The sequence below is a fragment of the Aeromicrobium sp. JP4 genome (assembly GCF_054957925.1).
The window spans coordinates 3223626-3238646 of record NZ_CM143290.1; the positions used below are offsets into that span (position 1 = coordinate 3223626).

The 15021-nt window shown below is 69.3% G+C and carries 13 protein-coding genes and 1 pseudogene; 10 read left to right on the plus strand and 4 right to left on the minus strand.

Translation table 11 applies throughout. The features are described 5' to 3' along the window. Positions 1–35: 35 nt before the first annotated feature. From ACY1JX_RS15900 to ACY1JX_RS15910, 3 genes and pseudogenes are all read right to left on the minus strand, one after another. A complete protein-coding gene (locus ACY1JX_RS15900; protein WP_462564559.1) occupies positions 36–1280 on the minus strand; it encodes an IS256 family transposase in 1245 nt (414 codons plus the stop codon). Between the two features lie 542 nt (positions 1281–1822). Beyond that, positions 1823–2574: pseudogene (locus tag ACY1JX_RS15905) on the minus strand (glucose 1-dehydrogenase). Positions 2575–2743: 169 nt separating this feature from the next. Beyond that, positions 2744–3268, minus strand: a complete 525-nt coding sequence (locus ACY1JX_RS15910; protein ID WP_462564572.1) for a cupin domain-containing protein — start codon at positions 3266–3268, stop codon at positions 2744–2746. Positions 3269–3812: 544 nt separating this feature from the next. On the opposite strand from ACY1JX_RS15910, the gene ACY1JX_RS15915 reads away from it, so the two are divergent. Then, complete coding sequence (locus ACY1JX_RS15915) at positions 3813–4097, plus strand: Dabb family protein (protein WP_199907611.1); 285 nt, start codon at positions 3813–3815, stop codon at positions 4095–4097. A 170-nt stretch (positions 4098–4267) separates the two neighbouring features. Here ACY1JX_RS15915 and ACY1JX_RS15920 read toward each other — a convergent pair whose 3' ends face one another. Further along, complete coding sequence (locus tag ACY1JX_RS15920) at positions 4268–5176, minus strand: LysR family transcriptional regulator (protein ID WP_107767089.1); 909 nt, start codon at positions 5174–5176, stop codon at positions 4268–4270. A 92-nt stretch (positions 5177–5268) separates the two neighbouring features. On the opposite strand from ACY1JX_RS15920, the gene ACY1JX_RS15925 reads away from it, so the two are divergent. From ACY1JX_RS15925 to ACY1JX_RS15965, 9 genes are read left to right on the plus strand one after another with little or no spacing between them, the layout of a single operon-like run. Next, on the plus strand, positions 5269–6501 hold the full coding sequence (locus ACY1JX_RS15925; protein ID WP_462564573.1) for a CaiB/BaiF CoA transferase family protein: 1233 nt from the start codon (positions 5269–5271) through the stop codon (positions 6499–6501). Between the two features lie 24 nt (positions 6502–6525). After that, complete coding sequence (locus tag ACY1JX_RS15930; RefSeq protein ID WP_107766971.1) at positions 6526–7674, plus strand: acyl-CoA dehydrogenase family protein; 1149 nt, start codon at positions 6526–6528, stop codon at positions 7672–7674. Next, entirely contained in the window at positions 7667–8425 is a 759-nt protein-coding gene (locus ACY1JX_RS15935; protein WP_462564574.1) for an enoyl-CoA hydratase/isomerase family protein, read from the plus strand. The genes ACY1JX_RS15930 and ACY1JX_RS15935 overlap by 8 nt, the downstream gene beginning before the upstream one ends. Continuing rightward, positions 8422–9636 carry a CoA transferase gene (locus ACY1JX_RS15940; protein WP_462564575.1) on the plus strand — a complete coding sequence of 405 codons (1215 nt, stop codon included), beginning with the start codon at positions 8422–8424 and terminating at the stop codon, positions 9634–9636. Before ACY1JX_RS15935 ends, ACY1JX_RS15940 begins: the two co-directional genes overlap by 4 nt. After that, positions 9636–10376, plus strand: coding sequence for a 3-oxoacyl-ACP reductase FabG (gene fabG / locus ACY1JX_RS15945; protein ID WP_462564576.1), 741 nt, complete (start codon positions 9636–9638; stop codon positions 10374–10376). The genes ACY1JX_RS15940 and fabG overlap by 1 nt, the downstream gene beginning before the upstream one ends. A 32-nt stretch (positions 10377–10408) precedes the next feature. Further along, positions 10409–11620, plus strand: coding sequence for an acetyl-CoA C-acetyltransferase (locus ACY1JX_RS15950; protein ID WP_462564577.1), 1212 nt, complete (start codon positions 10409–10411; stop codon positions 11618–11620). Next, entirely contained in the window at positions 11620–12078 is a 459-nt protein-coding gene (locus ACY1JX_RS15955) for a MaoC family dehydratase (RefSeq protein WP_107766975.1), read from the plus strand. The genes ACY1JX_RS15950 and ACY1JX_RS15955 overlap by 1 nt, the downstream gene beginning before the upstream one ends. 16 nt (positions 12079–12094) lie before the next feature. Next, positions 12095–13270 (plus strand): acyl-CoA dehydrogenase family protein, encoded by a 1176-nt coding sequence (locus tag ACY1JX_RS15960; protein WP_107766976.1) that lies wholly within the window; start codon positions 12095–12097, stop codon positions 13268–13270. Next, on the plus strand, positions 13267–14928 hold the full coding sequence (locus ACY1JX_RS15965; protein ID WP_462564578.1) for an aldolase/citrate lyase family protein: 1662 nt from the start codon (positions 13267–13269) through the stop codon (positions 14926–14928). Before ACY1JX_RS15960 ends, ACY1JX_RS15965 begins: the two co-directional genes overlap by 4 nt. Positions 14929–15021: the final 93 nt, after the last annotated feature.

Genomic DNA, 15021 nt, shown 5'->3' on the forward strand with positions numbered 1-15021 from the left:
AGTGGTGTACGACGGTGATTCGTCGTTGATGGTGGTCAGGCGCTGATCGCGCCGGCGGTGATGGTGTCCTCCTCGGGGTCGTTGCTGGTGATGAGGGTGAGGCGGCTCTTGGCGAGGACGTCGAGTCCGAGGTAGCGGCGTCCGTCGGCCCATTCGTCGTTCTGCTCGGCCAGGACGGCACCGACGAGGCGGATGATGGAGGTCCGGTCGGGGAAGATCCCGACGACATCGGTGCGCCGGCGGATCTCGCGGTTGAGCCGTTCGTTGGGGTTGTTGGACCAGATCTGACGCCACACCGCCTTGGGGAACCCAGTGAACGCGAGGACGTCGTCGCGGTGCTGGTCGAGGTGGGCGTGGACCTCGGGCAGGGAGGTCTCGATCTGGTCGAGGAGCTTGTCGTACTGATGCTGCACAGCATCTGCGTCGATCTGGTCGAACACGCTGTGCAGCATCGCCTTGACCCCGCCCCAGGCGTGCTTGGGACAGATCGACATCAGGTTCGCGGTGTAGTGGGTGCGACACCGTTGCCACGACGCCCCGGGCAGGGCGGCGCCGATCGCGTCGACGAGCCCGGCGTGCGCGTCGCTGGTCACCAGCGCGACCCCGGACAGGCCACGGGCGACGAGGTCCTTGAAGAAGGTGTTCCAGCCGGCACCGGACTCCGCGGTCGAGGTGGCCACGCCGAGGATCTCGCGGAACCCGTCGGCGTTGACGCCGGTGGCGACCATGACCGCGATCTTGATGACCCGCCCGCCTTCGCGGACCTTCATCGTGAGCGCGTCGGCGGCCACGAACGTGTACGGGCCGGCGTCGAGGGGGCGTTCGCGGAAGTCGCGGACCAGCTCGTCGAGATCCCGCGCCATCACACTGACCTGGGACTTCGATAGTCCGGTGATCCCGAGTGACTGCACCAGCCGGTCCATCCGCCTGGTCGAGACACCGAGCAGGTAGCAGGTTGCGACCACGCTGGTGAGTGCGGCTTCGGCGCGGCGGCGTCGCTCGAGGAGCCACTCGGGGAAGTAGGAGCCCTCCCGGAGCTTGGGGATCGCGACGTCGAGGGTTCCGATGCGGGTGTCGAGGTCGCGGTGCCGGTAGCCGTTGCGGCGGTTCGACCGCTCGGGGTCACGGGTGCCGTAGGCCGCACCGCAGACACTGTCCGCGTCCGCGGACAGCAGCGTGTTGACGAAGCCCTGCATCAGCTCACGCAGCAGGTCGGGGCTGGCCTGGGCCAGGTGCTCGTGCAGGAACTCGGCGGGGTCGATACTGGGTCCAGCGGTCATCGCTGTGCCTCTCTTCGAGTGGGTTGTAGGAGATTCCTCGAAGAATCACGCGGTGACCGCGCCAGCGTCTACGCCCGGGCCGTCACCACGTCGTACACCACTCTGCAGGACGCAACTCGGGCGCATCGAGCGTTAGGACCCGCGCCACGGCATCCTTGCGGGCGCCTCCAGCGACGCCGGGCGGCGCCGCTCGGTAGCGCATACGCTCGACGCGTCACCGCTGCGACCACGTCGCGGTCTGGGCTAGGTAGAGCAGATACTTGGACCCGGCAAGTCGAGGACGCCCGCAAATTGGCGGCCACGATCAAGAGCGCCTGAGCATCGCCCCCGGCTCCTGTGGACCTCCGCGCGATGGTGGCCTCCTAGTAGAGGAGGAACCACGGGTGCTGACCGGACGCCCGCCTGGTGCGAACCCATTCAGCAGTGTGGGGAGTCGGCAAGAGCGCAGCGCAGCGGCCCCCGTTGGGTAGCTGGGCCCGCACGCTCACCGACCACAGCATCGGTTCGGCGGGGAGGCCTACCGGATGTGGCTGCTCGGCCACCTATTGGGTTGTGTAGCCGCCGTCGAGGACGAGTTCGGATCCTGTTGCGAAGGATGATTCGTCGGAGGCGAGGAAGAGAGCGCCGTAGGCAATCTCTTCGGGCGTGCCCATCCGGCCGAGTGGTGTCGCGGCGATCAGTGCCGGCTGGAACTCGGCAGGCACTTCCTCCTCGACCATGCCGGTGTCGATGACGCCGGGGTGGATGGAGTTGATCCGGATGCCTTCGGGTGCGTACTGGATCGCTGCGGTCTTGGTGAGGATGCGCACGGCGCCCTTGGTGGCCTGGTAGGCAGCAGCGGCCCCGCTGCCGATCAGGCCATAGATCGAGGAGACGTTGATATGGAGCCGCCGCCGGATCGGCGCATGGCCGGCAGGGCGTGCTTCATCCCCAGCCAGACGCCGGTCTGGTTGACCGACACGATCTGGTTCCACTGCTCAAGCGATGTCTCCTCCACGCCCGCCATGTTGAGGATGCCGGCGTTGTTGACCAGAATGTCGAGCCGGTCGAAGACGTCGAGGGTTTCGGCAACGGTTCGCTCCCAGTTGGCCTCGTCGCTGACGTCGAGGCGGGTGGCTAGCACTGAGGCCCTAGCATCGCGGAGTTCCTTCTCCACCGTGGCCAAGGCGTCCTCGCGGATATCGGTGATGACCACCGACGCTCCTTCGGAGGCGAACAGCCGTGCCTCCGCCGCGCCTTGCCCACGGGCGGCTCCGGTGATGATCGCGACCTTGCCGTCCAATCGATGTGCCATGACTTGCCGTCCAAACTTGATGTGAGATCCGCAAGCGCCTTCGCGCGCTGGGATTGGGCCGTTCGAGGGAGTGAATGTGGTGAATCAGCCTGGGAAGTTAAGCCGCGGCTTCTGAGACTGAGGCCCGCAAACTAATGCACGGTGAGCGCCAGGTACTTGGTCTGGCGGCTCACGCCCGCTTCGCGCCGCACAGGACGTACACCATGGTGCATACGTCCGTACCTCGATTGCGCCATGCGTGCCGGGTTCCCCTCTGCACGACCACGGTTCCAGGCGTGATCCGCTGCTCCGCACCGTCGTCTAGCTCGAGGTAGATCTCACCCGACAGGCAGACGCCGTAGTCAATCGAGTCGGTGATGTGCATGCCGGGGTTATCGGCCTCGAACGCACCGATCAGGCCCGGCTGGGTAGCTTCCGGGTCGGCTCCTTCCTCGCCGTGGTCGGCCTCCGACGCCGGCGGGAAGTGAACTACGCAGAAACGGGTGCCGTTCCCGTCCGGGAAGAACGGGAACAGCACAGGCTCGACGGTTCCGCCGCGGCCGACGGTCACCGAACCGTCGTCGGGGGTACCCCACACGTTGTAGATGTTCATCCCGCCAGCCTCGGCGCTGCGCGGCGCTCCGACCGAGCTGAACACGGCCTTCCCGTCAACGTTCACGTCGGTGACGACGCGGGTGATGTCAACTACGGTCATACCCCTGGCTCCTCAGTATCGCGGCGGGGCGCCTGTTGGCCACGCCCTGGGCTCCGAGCGTAGGGAACCTTCCGAACTGTTCCCTGTATCACTTCGAGGCACTTGGGAGGCATATCTGTGACGCCATCTACCGCGCAGTACTCGTGGACGCCCCAAGCGCCAGCGAGCGATCAGCTCCGCGTCGCTTGCGGCGCTTCAGTGACCGGATCGCCCCCTGCAGATGGCCTCGCCCTCCTGCCGGCGATCAAGCTAGTCCGGGGCCGTCGACCAGGAGTGGCCTGTACGTGGTTGCCGTGGTCGTTGCCCGGCATGTCGTCGAGGTGAGGACCAGGCTCCCGTGTGCGGTCCTCGGGTGTGTTCGCCGTGGGTTCTGGGATGGATCGCTGACAGGATGGAGCTCGATGGTCGAGACTGACCCACGCGTTGTGTGCTTGCTGGAGCCCCTGCTTTGCGGGGAACTTGTCGTCTCGGGTGTCGACACCGTCTTCGAGACCGCACCCCCCCGGGCGCCCACCCCAAGGAGTAGCCGATGTTGATTCACTGTGTGACCGTCAAGTTCAAGGACGCCGCGACTACAGAACAAGTGGCGGCGTTCGACGCGGCGCTGGCGGCCCTGCCAGGTCAGATCGAGCTCATTCGGCGGTCCCGCCACGGCCGAGATCTCGGCGAAAGGCCGACGAACGCCGACTACGCGCTGGTCTCAGAGTTCCCCGACGCTGAGGCGTTCTACGCCTACCTTGAGCACCCAGCTCACCAGGCCCTCGCGCGCGACCATCTCATCCCGTTGGCGCAGTCGTTCCACAGCACACAGTTCCTCGCGGAGGACTGACATCACGATCGGGGAGGCTGACCGGGTGTAGCCTGATCCCGCCGACAGGTGTTCGTCCGCGGCTGGGCGGGCATGGTCCTCGATTGAATCGTATCTTGTTCACCCGCAAGGCCTGTGTCGCGACGGTGACGATCGATCCGGACGGGCAACGTTCGCGGCGGAACGAGTGTCTACTCGGCGTACCCTTCCGGGGTCGGCAGCGCAGTCTCGGAGAGCTCGAGTACCCGGCGGAGCGCGGGGGAGTCGTCGTCGGCGCGCCAGACCAGCCGGCTCACCGCGACCTCCTGGCCATGGTCCAGCGGGATCACCGACAGCCCGGTGGTGGTGACGTTGGTGAAGGCGGTGTCGATGGTAAGGGTGATGCCCACCCCGGCCGCGACCAGCGCCATGATCGTCCACGTGTCGGGAGCCTGCTGGGCGATGTTGGGCGCGAAGCCGGCATCGCTCGCTTTCTGCAGCGTGGTCTCCCGCAGTGACGACCCCCGCGACGCCTCGAGCAGGATCCAGTGTTCGTCGGCCAGTTCGTCCATCCGTACCGACTCGCGCTCGGCCAATGGGTGGGACTCCGACACCACGATCACGTAATGGTTGACGCGCACCACCCGCGATTGCATCGCCGGGGATGTTGAGTCGTAGCGAACGATGGCCAGGTCGAGGTCGCCCTGGGACAACCTGCTGAGCGCCTCGCCGCCGTAGAGCGTCGAGCTCAGCGCCAGCTCGATGCCCGGCTGCACCCGCCGCACCGTCTGCGCCAGCGCGCTGATCAGTGAGTGGGAGGAGGGGCCGGCAAAGCCGATCGCCACCCGGCCGATCTCGCCGCGCCCGGCGTAGGCCACCGCTCGCTGGGCGTAGGCGAACGACTCCACGATCCGCCGCGCCGGCTCCACCAGCGCCTGGCCTTGGGGAGTGAGCCGCACCGTCCGCGTGGTCCTGTCGAAGAGCGTGGTGCCGAGCCGTCGCTCCAGCTGCTGAATGGTCCGGCTCAGCGGGGGCTGGGCCATGTGGAGCCGGGCGGCTGCGCGCCCGAAGTGCAGCTCCTCGGCGACCGCGAGGAACGCGGTGATGTGGTGCAGATCCATCATGCCTCACTGGAATTGATTGCAGGCCAGCATCAATGCCATACCGACTTAGACGTTGCTGAGTATAGAACAAGGTTGCGACCATCAGGGGTATGAGCTTCGAAGTCCCGCAGTCGCCGGGCGAGCAGGCCGGGCTGCCCCTCGCCGGGCTGCCCCTCGCCGGGGTCCGCGTCGTCGCGATCGAGCAGGCCGTCGCCGCCCCTTTGGCAACCCGCCACCTCGCCGATCTCGGTGCCGAGGTGATCAAGGTCGAGCGCGTGGGGGAAGGTGACTTCGCGCGGGCTTATGACTCCTACGTGAACGGCATTGCCTCGCACTTTGTCTGGCTCAATCGCGGCAAGCGGTCGGTCGCCCTCGACCTCAAGACGGCCCGCGGTCGGGAGCTGGTCACTGGACTGATCGGCACCGCCGACGTCTTCGTCCAGAATCTCGCTCCGGGCGCCGCCGAGCGGCTCGGCCTCGGCGCGGAGCTCCTGCGTGCCGCCCATCCGCGGCTGGTGGTGGTCAACCTGTCCGGCTACGGCACCGCAGGCCCCAAGGCCCAGCGGAAGGCCTACGACATGCTGGTCCAGGCCGAGACCGGGTTGATCTCGATCACCGGCACCCCCGAGACGCCCACCAAGACCGGGATCCCCACAGCCGACATCGCCGCCGCGCTCTACGCGCTGACCAGCGTTCTCGCTGGCCTGTTCCGCCGCGAGCGCACCGGGGCCGGAGCGGTCGTCGATGTCTCGCTGTTCGACGCTACCGTCGAATGGCTCGGCCACCCGATGTACGTCCAGATGTACGCCGGCCACCAACTCCCTCGGATGGGGCTGAGCCACGCCGCCATCGCGCCGTATGATGCCTACCCGACCCGCGACGGTCAGGTCCTCATCGGCGTGCAGAACGACCGCGGCTGGGACCTGCTCTGCCGCAAGGTGCTCGGCGACGACGAGCTCGCCGAGGACCCCCGGTTCGCCACGAACCAGCTCCGGGTCAGGCACCGCCAGGAGATCGACGGGGCAGTCGCTCAGCGCACCCGCGGCTGGGGGACGGCCGAGCTCGAGCAGAGGCTTGCCGACGCTGGCGTTCCGGCCGCCCAGCTCAACGACATGGCCGGCCTGGTCGCCCACCCACAGCTCTTCGCCCGCGACCGCTGGCGCGAGATCGGCACCGAGGCTGGCCGGATCCAGGCGGTGCTGCCGCCGATGACCTTCAGCGACACCGAGTTGGCCATGGGCGACGTACCCGCCCTCGGTCAGCACACCGACACGGTCCTGACCCGCCTGGGCATCGATGCGGAGGAGATCGCCCGGCTCCGGCACGACCTGGTCGTCGGCTGAGACAACCCCGAGGAAGAGGAACCAATGGAGCCCGAGGAGTTCGCCGCAGTACTGGAGGCCGTCGAGACCTTCGTCGCCAAGGAGGTCATCCCCGCCGAGACGGAGATCGAGGAGTCCGACGAGATCCCTGACCGGATCCGCACCGGGGCTGCCCGGATGGGGCTCTTCGGCTACGCCTTGCCTGAGGAGTACGGCGGCTTGGGCCTGACCATGAGCGAGGAGGTGCAGCTGGCGCAGGTCATCGGCGGCACCACCCCCGCGTTCCGGTCCATGTTCGGCACCAACAACGGGATCGCGGGCCAGGTGCTGGTCAACTTCGCCACCGATGAGCAGAAGAAGCGGTACCTCCCCGACCTCGCCGCCGGCGAAAGGATCGCCTCCTTCGCGCTCACCGAACCAGAGGCCGGCTCCGACCCCAGCGGCCTGCGCACCCGGGCCGTGCGGGACGGCGACTCCTACCTGATCACCGGCCAGAAGCGGTTCATCACCAACGCCCCCGAGGCCGACGTGTTCATGGTCTTCGCTCGCACCGGCGACGTCTCTGAGGCCACCAAGGGGATCAGCGTCTTCGCCATCGACGCCACCCTGGCCGGCGTCACCGTCGGTCCCTCCGACGACAAGATGGGCCAGCGCGGCGCGCATACCGCCGAGGTCGCCTTCGACGAGGTGCGCATCCCGCTCGACTGCCTCATCGGCGGCAAGGAGGGGGCCGGGTTCTCCGCGGCGATGCGGTCGCTGGCCAAGGGCCGCCTGCACATCGCCGCCCTGTGCACCGGCCTTGCCGAGCGGTTGATCAAGGAGTCCGTCACGTACGCGGTCAGCACCCGCCAGGGCGGCACCCTGATCGCCGACTTCCAGCTCGTCCAAGCGATGCTCGCCGACTCTTGGACCGAGCACTACGCCGCCAAGGCGATGGTCACCGAAGCCGCCAGAGCGTACGACGCCGGCGACGACCGCTGGCAGGCACCCTCGGCCGCCAAGCTCTTCTGCACCGAGATGGTCGACCGAGTCGCCGACCGGGCCGTCCAGATCCACGGCGGCATGGGCTACATGCGGGAAGTCGCCGTCGAGCGGTTCTACCGCGACGCCCGCCTGTTCCGCCTCTACGAGGGCACCAGCGAGATCCAACGGCTGATCATTGCTAAGCAGATGGTGCGGGCCGCACGTGGTTGACCCGTACGACGGTCTCCGCGTCGTCAACCACGGCGCGGTCGCAGAGCCCGACTTGGACCGGCCAGGCCTCCGCAACGCCCTCAACGCGGCCGACCAGCACCACCTGTGGGCGCGCCGTCAGGGCGGCGCCGCCGACCCGACGGTTCCGGTGACGCCGCGCACCGGCGCCGGTGCGGACCTCTGCGCCGGCGGCACTATCGCCGGGATACGCGTCGCCCCGGCCAGCCTCGCGAACCGGTACACGAGCCTCACCGCCCTGGTGACGGCGATGGTCCGCGGCCGACCGGTGATCATCGCCGCCGTCGAGGGCGGCGCCTCCCGCCTCGGCGTCGGCCTGGCCTCGTCGCGCGACCTGGTGCTCACCGTCCGGTCCGCGTGGTTCGCCGCGGTGTTCGTCAAGCTGGGCCTCACCGCCGACATCGGCTTCACGTGGTCGATCACCCGCCGGAACGGTTGGGCACGCACCCGCCGGCTCCTGGTCACCCCCGAAACCTTCGACGCCCACCAGGGCCACGACCGGCGCCTGGCCGACCACCTCGCGGACCAGGGGGGAGCCAGGGAACGGGTCACCGGGATGGCCCAAGACCTCGCCATCACCCGCCGACTGATCGCCGACCCGCGGACCGAGCTCGACGCCGCTGCCACCGCCGACAACGCCGCCCAGACCGAGCTGCTCAAGGTTCTGGAGTTGGACGCCGCACCGGCCGCCTTCCTGGCCCCCCGCCCCGCCTGTGTGGGGGGAACTCGATGATCGCGCCGCTGAGCAATTTGCGGATCCTGGAGCTCTCCAGCTACGTCGCCACCCCGCTGTGCGGGCTGGTGCTCCACCAGCTCGGCGCCGACGTGGTCCGCCTCGAACCGCCCGGTGGTGCGCCCGACCGGACCCGGCTGCCGCTCTCGGAGACCGGCACCTCGATGTACTGGGCGGGCCTGAACAAGGGCAAGCAGGCGATCGCGGTCGACCTCCGCACTCCCAACGGTGCCGCGCTCGCCGCCGACCTCGCCGTCGACGCCGGCATCGTGGTCACCAACGGCGCTCACCGCGGACCCCTGGCCGCCGAGGCGCTCCGCGAGCGCCGACCGGACCTCATCCATGTCCGGCTCATCGGCACTCCCGACGGTGGCCCCGCTGTCGACTACACCGTCCAGGCGGAGACCGGGTTCCCCCTGGTCACCGGCCCCGGGAGCGGCGGGACACCGGTCAACCAGGTCCTCCCCGCCTGGGACATCGCCGCCGGCCTCTACCTGGCCACCGGGCTGCTGGCAGCCGTCCACCGCCGCCAGCAGACCGGCGAGGGTGCCACCATCACCCTGGCGCTGGAGGACGTCGCACTCTCCACCGCCGGCACGCTCGGGCTCCTCACCGAGGCCCAGACCCGCGGCATCGACCGCGGCCCCGACGGCAATCACGTCTACGGCACCTACGGCCGCGACTTCCAGCTCGCCGACGGCCGACGGATCATGCTGGTCATCCTCACCGACCGCCACTGGTGCAGCCTGCTCGAGGTCACCGGGCTCACCGATACCATCGCGGCGCTGCAGAACACCTTGGACGCCGACTTCTCGCTCGAGTGCGTCCGCTACCAGCACCGCGCCCTGATCAGCGCCCTGCTGGAGCCCTGGTTCGCCGCCAGGACGTTGCCCGACGTCGGCGCGGCCCTCGAGGGCACCCGGATCCTCCTCGCCGTGTATCGGACCTTCGATCAGGTCGCCGCCGACCTCGCCGACCGACCGCTCTTCACCGAGCTCGACCAGCCCGGCGTCGGCCCGCACCTGGCCCCGGCCGGCCCGCTGGCCGTCGACGGCAGCCATGGCCCCGTCGAACGAGCCCCCGCGCCCGGGGAGCACACCCACTGGGTCCTCGCCGACCTCGGCCTCACCGCCGAGGAGATCACCCGACTCGCCCACGCCGGTGTCATCGACACCGGCGCAACCACCCGCCCTGACACCAGGAGTGCCTGATGATCCTGCTCGAGAACAAGACCGCCGTGATCACCGGCGGCGGCCAGGGCCTCGGCCTGGCCATGGCCAGGGCGTTCGTCGCCGAGGGCACCCGCGTGCTGCTCGGCGACCTGGACGGCGCGAAGGCGAAGGAGGCCGCCGCCTCGCTGGGCGGTGAGGATGTCGCGGTCGGTGTGGAGTGCGACGTGGTCGACGCCTCGGCGGTGCAGCGGCTGCTGGACACCTCGGTGGAGCGGTTCGGCTCCCTGGACGTGGTGGTCAACAACGCGGGCATCACCCGCGACGCCACCATGCGGACGATGACCGAGGACGACTTCGACCAGGTCATCGCGGTACACCTCAAGGGCTGCTGGAACGGCACCCGGCTGGCTTCGGCGATCATGCGGGAGCAGAAGTCCGGGGCGATCGTGAACATCTCCTCGCTCTCCGGCAAGGTCGGCATGGTCGGCCAGACGAACTACTCCGCAGCCAAGGCCGGCATCGTCGGCCTCACCAAGGCCGCCGCCAAGGAGATGGCCCACCACGGCGTACGGGTGAACGCGATCCAGCCCGGCCTGATCCGCTCGGCGATGACCGAGGCGATGCCGCAGAAGGCATGGGACCAGAAGATGGCCGAAATCCCGATGCAACGCCCCGGCGAGCCCGACGAGGTCGCCGGAGTCGCCCTCTTCCTCGCCTCGCCGCTGTCGTCATACATGACCGGCACGGTGCTCGAAGTCACCGGCGGCCGGTTCATGTGACTCCACGCCCCCTCAAACCCCTGGAGCAAGCCATGCGTGATGTCGTCATCTGCGAACCCGTCCGGACCCCCGTCGGAGGATACGGCGGCAGCCTGCGCCCCCTCACCGCCGCCGAGCTCGGCGCCCAGACCCTCCGCGGCCTGGTGGAGCGGACCGGGATCGACCCCGAGGTGATCGAGGACGTCATCCTCGGCCACTGCAACGCAAACAGCGAGGCACCCGCGATCGGCCGGGTGGTGGCGCTGGACGCCGGCCTGCCGGTCACCACCGGCGGCATGCACATCGACCGCCGGTGCGGCTCCGGCCTGCAATCGGTGATCCAGGGCGTCCTCCAGGTCGGATCCGGCGCCAACAACGTACTGGTCTCCGGCGGGGTGGAGTCGATGAGCAACGCGATGTTCTACACCCTCGACGCCCGCTGGGGCGCCGCGCGCAGCGGCATGCGGATGCACGACGGTCTGGTCCGGGCCCGCGAGACCGCCGGCGGCAAGCACTACCCGGTGCCCGGCGGGATGATCGAGACCGCGGAGAACCTCCGCAAGGAGTACCGGATCTCGCGCGAGGAGCAGGACCGGCTCGCCCTCTCCTCCCACCAGCGCGCCGTCGCCGCCCAGCGGTCCGGCGTCTTCGCCGAGGAGATCATCCCCGTCACCATCGGCAGCCGAAAGGGCGAGATCGTCGTCGACACCGACGAGCACCCCCGCGCCGACGCCTCCCTGGAGAAGCTCGCCGCGCTCCGGCCAATCCTCGGCAAGGTCGACCCGGAGGCCACCGTGACCGCCGGTAACGCCAGCGGCCAGAACGACGCCGCCGCGCTCTGCCTGGTCGCCAGCCGTGACGCCGCCGAGCATCACGGTTTGGCCCCGCTCGTCCGGCTGGTCTCCTGGGCGGTGGCCGGGGTACCGCCGAGGACGATGGGCATCGGCCCCGTCCCCGCCACCGCCCGCGCACTCGAACAGGCCGGCCTGACGATGGCCGACATCGACGTGATCGAGCTCAACGAGGCGTTCGCCGCGCAGGCCCTCGCGGTGATGCGGGAGTGGAAGTTCACCGAAGCCGACCACGAGCGGACCAACGTCCACGGCTCCGGCATCTCCCTGGGCCACCCGGTCGGCGCCACCGGCACCCGGATGGTCGGCACGCTGGCGCGCGAGCTCACCCGGCGTGAGGGCCGGTACGGGCTGGCCACCATGTGCATCGGCGGAGGTCAGGGCCTAGCTGCCATCTTCGAGCGGGTCTCCTGATGGGCGCCCGAGTCATCGCTACCGCCGAGGAGCTGAACGGCCTGCTCGGACAGCAGCTCGGCGTCACCGACTGGCTGACCGTGGATCAGGAGCGCGTCGACGGCTTCGCCAAGGTCACCGACGACCACCAGTGGATCCACGTCGACACCGAGCGCGCCAAACAGAGCCCGTTCGGCGGCACCATCGCCCACGGGTTCCTCACCCTGGCGCTCACCGTGCCCCTCGGTGCGGAGCTCTACGAACTCGGCTTCGGGTCCTCGGGGCTCAACTACGGCCTCAACAAGGTCCGGTTCCCCGCGCCTGTCCCGGTCGGCAGCCGGATCCGGGCCCAGGTGACCCTGGACGAGATCCGGGAGACCGGAGCCGGCCTCCAGCTGACCACGACGTACACCATCGAGATCGAGGGCAAGGAACGCCCGGCCTGCGTGGCCGAGCGGCTCACCCTCGTCACCCCCTGAGTAGAGGAACCACGCCATGACGAACCTGGAAGACCTGCCCGAGGAGGAGCGCGAGATCGTCGCGCTGGTCCGCCGCTTCGTGGACAAGGACGTCAAACCGACCGTCCAGGAGCTCGAGCACGCCAACACCTACCCCGAGCAGCACATCGAGAAGATGAAGAAGCTCGGCGTCTACGGGCTCGCCATCGACGAGCCCTGGGGCGACGGGAAAGTCTCCACGGCCTGCTACGTGCTGGTCACCGAGGAGCTGGCCCGCGGCTGGATGAGCCTGGCTGGCGCGATGGGCGGCCACACCGTGGTCGCCAAGCTGCTCCAGGACTACGGCACGGCCGGGCAGAAAGAGAAGTACCTCAAGCGGATGGCCACAGGTGAGCTCCGCGCCACCATGGCGCTCACCGAGCCCGGCGGCGGCTCGGACCTGCAGAACATGCGCACCACAGCCCGCCCCGACGGCTCCTCCTACCGGGTCAACGGCTCGAAGACCTGGATCTCCAACGCCCGACGCTCCGGCCTGATCGCGCTGCTCTGCAAGACCGACGCCGACGCCTCCCCGGCCCACAAGGGGGTCTCGATCCTGCTGGTCGACAAGGAGGAGGTCGGTGACCGGCTGACCATCTCCCGCGACCTGCCCAAGCTGGGCTACAAGGGTGTGGAGAGCTGTGAGCTGGTGTTCGAGGACATGGTCGTCCCCGGTGACGCGGTGCTCGGCGGCGTCGAGGGGCAGGGCTTCGCCCAGATGATGCGCGGCCTCGAGGTCGGCCGCCTCCAGGTCGCGGCCCGGGCGCTCGGTGTCGCCCGGGCCGCGCTGGAGGACGCGCTGGCCTACGCCCAGGAACGGGAGTCCTTCGGGGTGCCGATCTGGCAGCACCAGTCGATCGGCCACTACCTGGCCAACATGGCCACCAAGCTCACCGCGGCCCGGCAGCTCACCCTGCACGCCGCACAGGTCTACGACTCGGGCAGGCGCGCCGACATGGAGGCCGGGATGGCGAAGCTCTTCGCCTCCGAGGTGGGGATGGAGATCGCCCTCGACGCGATCCGCATCCACGGCGGGATGGGTTACTCCACCGAGTTCGACGTCGAGCGGTACTTCCGCGACGCGCCGCTGATGATCGTCGGCGAGGGCACCAACGAGATCCAGCGCAACGTCATCGCCAAGCAGCTGGTCCAGCGCAACTCGGTCGCCCCATGAGCATGTTCGGTGGCAGCGTCGACCTCGCCTCGGCGGTGACGCTGCTCTTCGTACCCGGCAACCAGCCCCAGCGGTTTCCCAAGGCCGCAAGCGCCGGAGCCGATGTGGTGGTCTGCGACCTGGAGGACGCCGTGCCCACCGACGCCAAGCAGGCCGCCCGGAGCGCGGTTATCAACTGGCTGGCCGAAGGCCACTCCGCCGCGGTCCGGGTCAACGCGCCCGGTACCGCTTCCCACCTCGCCGACCTGGCGGCGCTCGCGGCGGTCGGCGCAGACCTCGGCGGCGTCCTCGTGCCCATGGCCGAGACTCCCGAGTCGTTGGCCACGGTCGTCGAGGCGCTCCCCGGTATCCCGATGATGGCGCTGGTCGAGACCGCCCGCGGGATCCGCGCCGCGGCCGAGCTGGCCGCCGTCGAAGGGGTGGTTCGGCTCGGGATCGGTCACCTCGACTTGGCCGCCGACCTCGACGCCGACCCCGACGGACCGCTCATCGCACACTGCCGCCACGAGCTCGTACTCGCAGCCCGCACTGCCGGCAGCGCCCCTCCCGTGGACGGCGTCACCGCAAGTGTCCGAGGCGAGGAGCTAGTCGCCGCCGACGCATTCGCTGCCAGGCGCAGCGGCTTCGGTGGCAAGCTGTGCATCCACCCGGCCCAGATTCACCCGGTCGCTGCCGTTCGCGCCCTCGGCCCAGGAGACGGACTGGGCGCGCCGGGCACTGAGGGCCGCAGCCGGCGGTGTCAGCGTCGTGGACGGCGCGATGGTCGACGCCCCGGTGCTCGCTCGGGCTCGCTCGATCCTGACCCGCGCGGAGCACACCTGATGACCGAGACGGCAGTACGTCGCGGCCTGATCACCGTCGCGCAGCAGGAGGCGCTCGCCGCACTACTGGACCTCGAAGACCCCCTCGGCAGCACGCTCCCGGAACTGTGGCACTGGACCCAGCTGCTGAACGCGCCCGCTCAACGCGATCTCGGGCCCGACGGTCACCCTTCCAACGGCATCCCGGCGTCTCCAGGGCCTGGTCAAAAGCGGATGTTCGCGGGCGGACGGGTCCGGACCTACCAGCTACTCCGCACCGGCGAGGCCTGCGAGCGGACCACCCAGGTGCTCGGCACTGTGGTCAAGGGAGGCCGCACCGGCGCGCTCACGTTCGTGAAGATCCGGCACACCTACATGCAGGCCGGCGAGGTCTGCATCGTCGAGGAGAACGACATCGTCTACCGCGACACCGGCAGCCGCCTTGACCTCACCCCCGGCACCCTCAACCATCCCGGACCAGCCGTCGAAGCCGAGCCGGTGATCCGGCTGGTCGCCGACGAGACCTTCTTGTTCCGCTTCTCCGCCCTCACCTACAACGCCCACCGGATCCACTACGACCTAGGCTGGGCCCACCACGAAGGTTACCCGGGGCTGGTCATCCACGGCCCCCTGCAGGCGCTCCTGATGGGCGAGCTGCACCGCCGGCACGGCGACGGAATGATCGGTCGGGAGTTCGCCTATCGCCTCAAGGCGCCAGCCGTGGGGCCGCAACGGTTGACAGTCGTGCCGGCTCCCGACGGTCTCGAACGCGGCTCCCGGATGCTCGACACGTTCGGCAACGTCACCGCCGCCGCCACCATCTCCCCCATCGACGAGCCAGCGCACCGACCGGTCTGACAGGCCGGAGGAAGATACGAACAAGGACTCTGCTGTGACAGACCGACCAACTGACAACTGCCCAGAACGACCTCCCACGGCGGCCTGAGGGAG